The sequence below is a fragment of the Deltaproteobacteria bacterium genome (genome assembly GCA_009692615.1).
In the GTDB taxonomy this organism is placed as follows: domain Bacteria; phylum Desulfobacterota; class Binatia; order UBA9968; family UBA9968; genus DP-20.
The window spans coordinates 19773-29293 of sequence record SHYW01000060.1 but is presented as its reverse complement, the minus strand read 5'-3'; the positions used below and the strand labels follow the sequence as shown (position 1 = coordinate 29293).

Genomic DNA, 9521 nt, shown 5'->3' with positions numbered 1-9521 from the left:
CTTGCTCTGCTTTTTCTTTCTCGCCCACGCCAAACTCGCAAACGTTGTCTGCTCCCCCACGCTCTTTCCTCCCGCCTCACCTTGTCGGTCTTTCTGCTCTTCGTTATTAGACGACTTGCTAGATGACTTGTTCAGAGATTCCTTAAAAGTAAAATCTAAGCGATTCGACCGGACCGAACCAAATACAACAAACCAGGAGGCGCAATCATGGGAACCAAATACAAATAAATAAACACTCTCTCATTTATCGGCAACATCGGACCCAAAACTGAACGGGTCTGGAAAGAAGTCGACGAAGAAGAAGACATCATCGGCTGCAAGGACAAACACGAGCGTGCCTGCCAGCTGATCGCGCCGCTCAAGCTGTTGCAAACCGATCTACCCGGTGACGGCGATACCAAGCAGCTGCCAATTTTCGTCAACGACGACGTGCGCATCGAGCTGCAATATTGCCGCGGCGCCAAAGGAACCAACGGCCATCGGCCGGCGGGTTTCTGCGAGACCCAGATCCAAGTGCAAAACCAGCGCGTCACCAACACCTCTGAAGGCGACTTTGCGCTGGAAGAAGGCGATCTGTTGGTCGTTCCGGCCAACATCAGCCACGCCAACAGCGGCAGCGGAGCGACGACGCGATTGATCGTCTACACCAGAAATCCGCTGCAGATCGGCCACACCTACCCGGTCAAAGAAAGCGTCGTTCCGAACAAGCAATGCACACTGTTGAAACCGAAAACCGTGCTCGACAAGATCGACGAAGGAACGGCGTCCGGTGGCAAACATTTTGAGTTGGTGGAAAACGCCGACATCCTGATCGAGACCACGCATCGCTCCGACGCGCAAAAGATTTATCACCGCGGCTTTAACCAAGACGAGATCGCCTTTCAACTTACCGGCGCCCGGGCCACCCGCACCAACCAAGGCGACTTCATGCTCGACACCGCCGACTTTCTCCTGATCCCGCCCGGCACGCCGCACCGCAACATCGGCGACATGGCGACGATCCGCGTGATTCTCTACACCAGAAAATCCGTGCGTCTCGCCGACGAATATATCGAGCGAGCGAAGCGCGTGGGGCTATCCACTTGAAGAATCGTAAGGCGTCAGGGGTAAAGGGTGAGGCGTGAGAACTCCGATAACCCCTTACGCTTTACCCCTGACCCTTCACCATCCTAATCGCTGCCGAAGGTAGACAATCGCAATGCAAAGATTATTCATCGCGGCGCTTGCCGCTACCGTAGTATCACTCTTCACGTTGGATGCGCGCGCTGCGGCGGCATTAGAAAACGTCAAAGTTTCTTACGCTGTATTGAGCGCCGCGTACATGGACCATGTCACGGCCATGGACAAAGGTTATTTCCGCGATGAGGGATTGAACGTCGAAGTCCTGCGCATAGGCGGCGGCGTGGCGACTCCGGCGCTGCTTTCCGGTCAGCTTCATTTCAGCAGCTCGGCCGGTTCGTCGCTCAGTGCCGCCGTGCGCGGCGGGCCGGTCAAGATCATTTACACCAATCTATCGCGCCCGAGTTATTATCTGGTCGCCACCAGTGCCAACATCACCACAGCGAAAGATCTTATCGGCAAGAAAATTGTCATTAACAGTTTCGGCGACACCGGCCATCTGGCGACACTCTTGTATCTGCGGAAACAAGGCATCAATCCCGCTTCCGTCGTGTTCATCACCGTCGGCAGAAACGAAGTCCGCCTGCCCGCTTTAATGTCCGGCATGGTCGACGCCACGCCGCTGGCGCCGCGCGAACTGGTGAAGCTCGGTCTGCAAAAACAAAAAGTCTTGGCCGATCTCGGCAAGGAAATTCAGCTGGTATGGAACGGCGTCGCGGTGTCGAGCAAGCTGTTAGCGGAAAATCTCGCCCTCGTCGAGCGCTTCCTGCGCGCCATCGTCAAAGGCCGCGAGTACGCCCGGCTCAACCGCGACGAAGCCATCGCGATCATCGGCAAGCACGACCCATCGCCGATAGAAGGCCTGCGCGCCGACTACGAGGTGACCAAGAGCAGCATGACCGACGAAGGCTGGCTCCCAGACGATATTTTGCGCGAAGAAGTCGCTATCCGCGCCGAACTCACCAAAGTCGCCGTGCCGGCGAATCCGCTCGGCATGTACGACTACAGCATCGTCAAGAAAATCTATGCGCAGTGTTGTAGCAAAGTGATTATGTCAGGGGTTAACGGCAACGTAATTATGTCAGGGTGGAAGGATGACAACCCTGACATAATTACTTTGCTACAACAGCCCCGGCGCGCCGCGGCCTGCAATCGCGTGCGCGCGCCAGTCACACCGAGCAGCTCAAAGACCTCTATCGGCTGCGTCACTCCTTTGACTTGCCGCGCTCCCAAATTTTTTAACTGGACGAAGTCTTCCACCTCGCGAGCGCTGGCAGCCGTGAGTAAAATCGCACCCGGCGCCGCAAGCTCCTGCATTCGCGCCGCGAGATGCGTGGTGTGACCGAGGGCGGAATAGTCGATGTTGAGGTCATTGAGGATGGAGCTCACCACCACTTCGCCGGAGTTGAGGCCGACACCGATCCGCAGCGCGCCCACTGGCAGCGTGCCAAACATGTCGGCGCCGCGCCGCATCTCTTCTTGCATCGCCAGAGCGGCGTAGCAGGCGCGCACGGCGTGGTCCTCATGGGCCAGCGGCGCGCCGAACAGCGCCATGATGCCATCACCCAAAACTTGATTGACGATCCCGCCGTAGCGCCGCACCGCATCCATCATAATGCGCAGGACCGGATCGAAATGTTTGCGCACTTGCTCCGGATCGAGCTTCTCGATGAAACTTGTCGAGTCGCGAATATCCGCGAACAGAACCGTGACCCGTTTACGTTCGCCGGCCAAATGGTGCGGTGGCGCGAGCATGGGGCCGGCCTTATCACTAAAAGGTATCGCTCCGCTCAGGTTCGCGTTTTCGCCGATGCGCTCCGTAAGGTTAAAGCGATTGCCGTATTTTTTGCAAAACTTGGCGCTGTCACGATTGCTTTCGCCGCAGCGAGTGCAGTGCGCGTCGAACGGCGCACCGCACTCGTCGCAAAATTGCGCGTCGAAAGCATTGCCGGTCTGGCACTGCGGGCAAACTAGCGAGAGTTGACCGACCATAGTTCGGTATGTAGCGCAAAACTCACAGAGGCGCAAAGAGAATTGCGCTCTCGACGGGGAATTTAAGATTCTTCGCGATACAGACGAAGGGCTTCGAACAACGGCCGGTCGCTGACAGAGAATAACAACGCCGGCTCGGAAGAAAAGTTTTTCAAGCGGTGCCACTGCCAGGTTGGAATGTTGAAACAATCGCGCTCGGCCCAAGCCAACTCAATTTCATCGGCTTTGCTTTTGCCGACCTTGGTCACGCCCTGTCCCCGCACGACATGATAGACCGTGTTGCAGGTATGGCGGTGCGCGCGCGTCTCTTCGCCGGCGCGAAGCATCTGCAAACGGCAGTGCATGGTTGCCGTCGTCGCCCCGCCGGTTGCCGGGTTCACGTAGTCGAGCATGACACCGTCATACGGGTCGGCGTCCGCCGACGCCGCCAGTTCTTGCAGAGTATTGAGCGCCTCGTCCCAGCGATACTTGAGCGGCAACGGGCCAGCGGCCTGGTTGTCGCCGGCGGGACGTAGCGCGCCCAAACGTTTCATATGAAAGCCGTCGGGTTTGGTGATCGGCTCGGAAAAACTTTCCGGATACCGTTCATTCTGCCAGTTGTCGAGGTACTGCATCAGCGCGGTGTCCATGGCGGTAAACCAGATCGCCGGCTCCTTGCCATTGTTAGTCGTGCCATGCCAGGTCCAGCTCGGCTGGGTGAGCAGGTCGCCCGGCTCCATGAACTGTTGCTCGCCTTCCGCGGTGGTATAAATGCCGCTGCCCTGGATCGCGAAGTAAACCGAAGTCGCGGTGTGGCGATGCGAATCGGTCACTTCGCCGCCGTTGACATGCTGCAGCATCGCCGCGAAGGTCCGCGACACGCCGAGAGGAATGGTCTCAGGCCCATTGGTCATATGCAGCGTGCGCATGCGCATGACGTCGTCGAGGGGCGCCAACTCCCCCGCTTCGAGCAACAGCGGCGCCATTTCGCTCCAGCGCCACACCGCCGGGCGAATCTCTTCCTGCTTCGCCGCGCCGCGCTCGCGCTGCCACGCGCCGCGCAGCGAGCGTTGCTGCACGTTGAGGTTTAAATTCGCCATACGCTCTTGGTGATCTTTTTTCGTCATGAGAAAACCATCCTTCGAACGGGCGGACACATCGGTCCGCCCCTACAAGTCCAAATTTTTTTTGCGCCCTTTGCGCTCCGACCGCCCTGAGCGTGTCCAAGGGTGCGGCCAATCATCCGAATCAGGGCCGGTCGCGACCGGCCCCTACATGAAGCGCACGCCATCACGCCAAAGGATTTTTGCAAATCACGTTAAGCAACGCTTGGCGCTTTTCCTCTTTCACCACCTTCAGCGCTTTGGCCAGCGCATCCGGCAGCGCGCTCGCTTCATCGACACGCGCGGCGTAAGCGCCGCAGGCTTGCGCGGTCAGTTCGAAATTCGGCGACGGCGTCAAATCCGTGCCGGGAAAGTTACCCGTCTTGGCCGCCACGCCGTCGGGATAGAGACCGCGCGCGGCATTCAAACTCGCGTTCCAGACTTGGTTGTTGTAGATGACGGTTAAAAAAGGAATCTGATATTTCTGCGCCGTGAAATGACAAGCCGTCGGCGCGCAGAACATGTACGAGCCGTCGCCTTCGGCGGCGATCACCGTCGCTTCCGGCGCGCCGAGCTTCATACCGATGGCGGCGCCCAAACCCCAACCGAGATGGCCGGCCAGCGGCGTGTTGAACATGGAGCCGGGGCGGTTGAGGTGAATCGTTTCCGCTAATTTCGAAGTGATCGTTTCGTTGGCGATGATCGTCTTATCATCCATCGCGTCGCCGATGCATTTGGACAACCAATACGGATGAATCGGGTTTTGATTCTTTACCGCCTCGACGCTGGCGTCCATCTCGCCGATCACGGCATCATGTTCGCCTTTTGTCTTCTTGCGTCGCTCGTCTATCTTCGCTTGCGCCACCGCACCTCCGGCGATCTTGCTACGAACCAACGCGCTCAACACCGGCAAGGTAACTTCCGAACATCCGGTCACCGGTAGGTCGGCGGGAAAACCCCAGCCTGGAATTCCGGTAAACAACGGATCGCGCTCCAGGTGAATAATTTTCACGCCGTCGCGCAAGATGTTTCGGTTCGGCGGCTCCCAGGGCACATCGGTGTCGATGAAAAACAATACGTCGGCATCGCGAATATACTTGGCCGGCTGAGTGCCGAGATAGAGCGGATGATCGGTGGGGAAGTTTACATAGGTCAATTGCTGCGTCACCGGGATCGCCAGCAACTCGGCGAGCTCGACTAAATAGTTTACCGCTTCGGGATTACGCCCAAGATATTTCGTCACGATCAGGGGATTCTCGGCGGCGATCAACCACTCGGAGATCTTTTCCAGCGACGCCGGGTCGGCCTGGGCCTTACTCGCCGGCATCAAAGCGTCGGGCGCGAAGACTTGCGTCGACTCCAGCGCTTCGGCGAGCCACTCACGCGGCAGCGTCATGTACACCGGGCCGCGTGGCTCGCTCATGGCGATCTTGTAAGCGCGCGACACCACCGCGGCGAGATTTTGGTTGGTGCGGATTTCGTAGTCCCACTTGACGAATTCGCGCACGACGTTGCCCTGATCGCGCGATTCTTGACGCCAGTGAATGTTTTGGCTCTTGCCGCCGCGCAGTTCGCCCTCGGTGATCGGCGTGCGGCCGGCGCAGAGAAACAGCGGCACATTGCACGAAGCGGCATTGATGATGCCGCCCAGCGCATTGGCGGTACCCGGCAAGGTGTGTACCAAAACCATCTGCGGCTGCTGCGTGACATTGTAATAGCCGTGCGCCATCGACACCGCCGCCTGCTCATGGGGCACGACGATGGGGCGAATGTCGCGCGGATCTTCCCCCGCCGTGCGCGCCATCGCTTCGATCAACGGCCCATGATCGGTGCCGGTGTTGGCGAACATGTAGCGCACCGAACCCAACGCGCGCATCTGCGCGAGAAAAGCTTCGGCGCCGGTGGCAACGGCAACCGTCGTGTTTGGTGTGGTCATAAATTCATTCCTTCCCGTCGGCAAAACCGCCTCACTCTGTCAGGACTCAAAAAAGTTTGCAACGGCAATTTTTGTGTTGCTAGACTGCGGCGCGCGAAGTGACAGGGAATTGCACCACGAAGTTCACGAAGGACACGAAGGGTTCGGATAATTATTTTACGAACTTCGTGCCCTTCGTGTCCTTCGTGGTGAAAAGGTATTTCCCTTTTGCTCTCCATCTCGACATCGCGCAATTGACTTTACCTCGCCCCTACCGCAAAGATCGAAGCTTCCCATGTCGACCAGCGAATCATCGCCGCTAACATCTCCAACCCATCCTTGGCTCAAGGATTTCATTCTCACTTGGCTGAGCCGCTTCGGAGTTTTTCTGGCGCATCATGTCACCCGGCCGCTGCTGCCGCTTTATTTGATCAGCTTCGGCGCGTCCTCCACCGTGATCGGCGCGGTGATGGCGGTGTTTACCGTTACCGCGACGGTGATGCGCATTCCCATCGGATTATTTATCGACCGCATCGGCCGCAAACCCTTTTTGCTCTACGGCATCGCGTTTTTCGCAGCGGGCAAGTTGGGCTATCTGTGGGCGCCGTCGATTGCACTAATGCTGCCGTTTCGCGTGCTCCACGGCCTCGGCTGGTCCGGCTGCACCACAGCGGTGTCGACGATCAGTGCCGACATCGTGCCGCAAGCGCGGCGCGGCGAACTGATGGGCTATGCGGGAATGGCGAGCAGCCTCGCCTCGGCGTTGGGACCGGTGCTCGGCTTCGCGCTCTATCATCGATTCGACTATTCCGGCGTGTTCATCGGCGCCAGCGTTCTTCTCGCCGTCAGCTTCGTCTTCGCTCTGCCCGTCGCCGAACCGAAGCGCGCCGCTACGCAGCCGCACAACGCCGAGCGCTGGATCGACAACATCATGGTCAAGGAATCCATCGACCCAGCCATCGGCGTGGTTTTTCTATCCTTCGGCCACGGCGGCATTCTCACTTTTCTGCCGATTCATGCGTTGAAGCTCGGCCTCAGCAATCCCGGCATCTGGTTCGCTGTCTACGCCGCTTGCATCCTGCTCAGCCGCCCCATCGCCGGCCCAATCTCCGATAAAGTCAGCCGGCGCGCGGTCATCATCCCCGGACTGATTTTGAATCTCGCCGGCATCATCTTGCTGGCGTTTTCGACGTCCTCCGATTGGCTCATGGCGGCGGCCATCGTCGGCGGTCTCGGCACCGGCGCGGCGCAGCCGGCATTGATGACACTGGCCGTGGACCAAAGCTCCACCGAACGGCGCGGCCAGTCGCTGGCGCAGTTTCAATTTTTCTACGACCTCGGCATCGGTGTCGGCTCCTTGACCCTCGGCGCGTTACTTGATTTGGTGAATCAAAGTTTTTTCATCATGTATTCAACCACCGCCGCCGTGGCGCTGCTCGGACTATGCATCAGTTGGCGGCAAAAGTAATTCGGCGCATGCCGCGAAAAACTTTTTCCTGTCCCCCTGGCCCACGAAGTGGGAGAGGGCTAGGGTGAGGGCGACCATGAACAAGTGGCGAACAATTTGGCTAGCAACATTCATACTCGTCGCGATACTTTTCACTGCCTCAGGACAATCCCAAGAGCTACGCAAAGTCCGCGTCGGCATCCCGACGCTCACACTGATCGTCGCGTCCTCTCTGGTTCCAACCGAACGCGGCTACTTCAAGCAAGAGGGACTCGACGTCGAACTCGTCGTCATCCGCTCGGCGCCGTCGGTTCTGGCGCTGGCGGCCAAGGAGATCGACTTTCTCATGACCGGCGGCGGCGGCCTCGCCGGCACGCTGCGCGGTTTGCCGTTGCGCGTCGTCTTCACGCCGCTGCGCCGTCCCACGTACGCGCTCTACGTCAAGCCGGAGATTCGTTCCTTTAACGATCTCGACGGCAAACGCGTCGGCATCTCCAGCTATGGCAGCGGCCCCGATCTTTTGCTGCGCGACATCATGAAAAAACGCATGGCGGACGGCGGCAAGAAAGTCGCCGTGCTCGCCGTTGGCGGCGGCGGCGAACGCTACATCGCGCTGAAAACCAATATCGTCGATGCAGCGGTGCTCTCGACGCCGTTCACGCTCAACGCCAAACAAGACGGTTATCGCGAGATCTACTCGTTCATCACGGAAAAAGAATACGCCGACATTCCGGTGGCGACATTCACCCGCGACGACTCGCTACTGAGCAATTCCGCACTGGTTGAAAGATTCGTGCGGGCTCAAGTCAAAGGCTTGCTCTACATGCGCGCCAACCGCGAGCGCGCGATTTCATCCATCGCCCGCGCACTCAAAGCCAAGGAAGAAACCATCGCCGGCGGTTTCGACGAGATCCGTCCTGCCCTCACCGACGACGGCACGATCAGTCCGGACGATCAACGCAGAGCGCTCGAATACCTGATGACACCGGCCCAACAAAAAGATCCGCCGCGCTTAGATCGCATCTACGACTTCGCGCTAACCAAAAAAGTCCACCAAGAACTGCAAACCCGCGGCTGGAAGCCGGAATAGCGGTGAGTTGAGCGACTGCGCGAGCAATTACGATTTGCTTTCGCTCCATTGGCCCCACCATTCGCGCGGGCTGACGACACGAACACCGTGGCGCTGACGGGCGGGGAAGTGCTTGAGATTTCCGGTGACGAGAAAATCCGCCGATCCATCGCTCGCAACTTCAAGAAACTTTCCATCATAGGGGTCCGTCAACGCCACCGATGTTTTAATCGTATAGACTCGTTCGCCGGATTGAAGAAGAAAATCCAATAGATTATCGACCGGCTCCGGTGCAAAACCGAACTCGGGGCGTAGCAGCACGTCTTGATACTCAGCGTAGATGCGATGGTCGAGAACGACTTGGACTTGACGGGTAAGAATGACGTTGAGGATTCGAGCAGGAATTCCCTCAGACCGGATGAGAGCGGACACCAACACATTGGTATCCACTACGATTTTCACCGATGCCCTCCGACAGCAGCTTTGCGGCTCGATTGCCGTCCTTGCTTAATAACCTCTTGAATCTCCTTATCGGTGAGTTTATTGAGGCCGCGATCTCGCGCTGCATGACGCATGCTATGCACAGCGCGTTGGGCGCGGCTACCCCGAAGCGTCGCCAGGACATCCTCCAAAATATCCTCGTCGGCCAACGTCAGTATCCCAATGGGACGGCCATTAGAGGTGATCACCAGGTCCTTTTCCTGACTGAGTTTCTTCCAAACACCCCCTGGACTAATTCGCAGTTCCCGGCTTGAAACAAATTTCATGGCAAACTCCTTTGGTGGCCTAATCTGTCTACGATAAGTCTACAGTCCGCCTCATAGGACTGCAAGAATGACTTTGGCCGCACCAATCAATCAAAGCACTTGAAGGACTTTTAATTGGCTTTCTTACGCG

At 58.1% G+C, this 9521-nt stretch carries 9 protein-coding genes; 4 read left to right on the top strand and 5 right to left on the bottom strand.

Features of this window, described 5'->3' with window-relative positions:
- Window positions 1-366 precede the first annotated feature (366 nt).
- Window positions 367-1086, top strand: a complete 720-nt coding sequence (locus EXR70_15085) for a hypothetical protein (GenBank protein ID MSP39809.1) — start codon at window positions 367-369, stop codon at window positions 1084-1086.
- A 112-nt stretch (window positions 1087-1198) separates the two neighbouring features.
- Window positions 1199-2461: a hypothetical protein gene (locus EXR70_15080; protein ID MSP39808.1), complete on the top strand. Its 1263-nt coding sequence runs from the start codon at window positions 1199-1201 to the stop codon at window positions 2459-2461.
- On the opposite strand, the gene EXR70_15075 is transcribed toward EXR70_15080, so the two are convergent.
- The 3 genes from EXR70_15075 to EXR70_15065 form a co-directional block, all read right to left on the bottom strand.
- Window positions 2143-3111, bottom strand: coding sequence for a hypothetical protein (locus EXR70_15075; protein ID MSP39807.1), 969 nt, complete (start codon window positions 3109-3111; stop codon window positions 2143-2145). The two genes, EXR70_15080 and EXR70_15075, sit on opposite strands and share 319 nt — an antisense overlap.
- Before the next feature lie 62 nt (window positions 3112-3173).
- Complete coding sequence (locus EXR70_15070; protein MSP39806.1) at window positions 3174-4217, bottom strand: cupin domain-containing protein; 1044 nt, start codon at window positions 4215-4217, stop codon at window positions 3174-3176.
- A 163-nt stretch (window positions 4218-4380) separates the two neighbouring features.
- Window positions 4381-6129, bottom strand: a complete 1749-nt coding sequence (locus tag EXR70_15065) for a thiamine pyrophosphate-requiring protein (GenBank protein MSP39805.1) — start codon at window positions 6127-6129, stop codon at window positions 4381-4383.
- Between the two features lie 274 nt (window positions 6130-6403).
- On the opposite strand from EXR70_15065, the gene EXR70_15060 reads away from it, so the two are divergent.
- Window positions 6404-7576: an MFS transporter gene (locus EXR70_15060; GenBank protein ID MSP39804.1), complete on the top strand. Its 1173-nt coding sequence runs from the start codon at window positions 6404-6406 to the stop codon at window positions 7574-7576.
- A gap of 76 nt (window positions 7577-7652) precedes the next feature.
- Window positions 7653-8645: an ABC transporter substrate-binding protein gene (locus EXR70_15055; GenBank protein MSP39803.1), complete on the top strand. Its 993-nt coding sequence runs from the start codon at window positions 7653-7655 to the stop codon at window positions 8643-8645.
- Between the two features lie 27 nt (window positions 8646-8672).
- Here EXR70_15055 and EXR70_15050 read toward each other — a convergent pair whose 3' ends face one another.
- Window positions 8673-9119, bottom strand: a complete 447-nt coding sequence (locus EXR70_15050; protein MSP39802.1) for a putative toxin-antitoxin system toxin component, PIN family — start codon at window positions 9117-9119, stop codon at window positions 8673-8675.
- Window positions 9083-9391, bottom strand: coding sequence for a type II toxin-antitoxin system Phd/YefM family antitoxin (locus EXR70_15045; GenBank protein MSP39801.1), 309 nt, complete (start codon window positions 9389-9391; stop codon window positions 9083-9085). Before EXR70_15045 ends, EXR70_15050 begins: the two co-directional genes overlap by 37 nt.
- Window positions 9392-9521 lie beyond the last annotated feature (130 nt).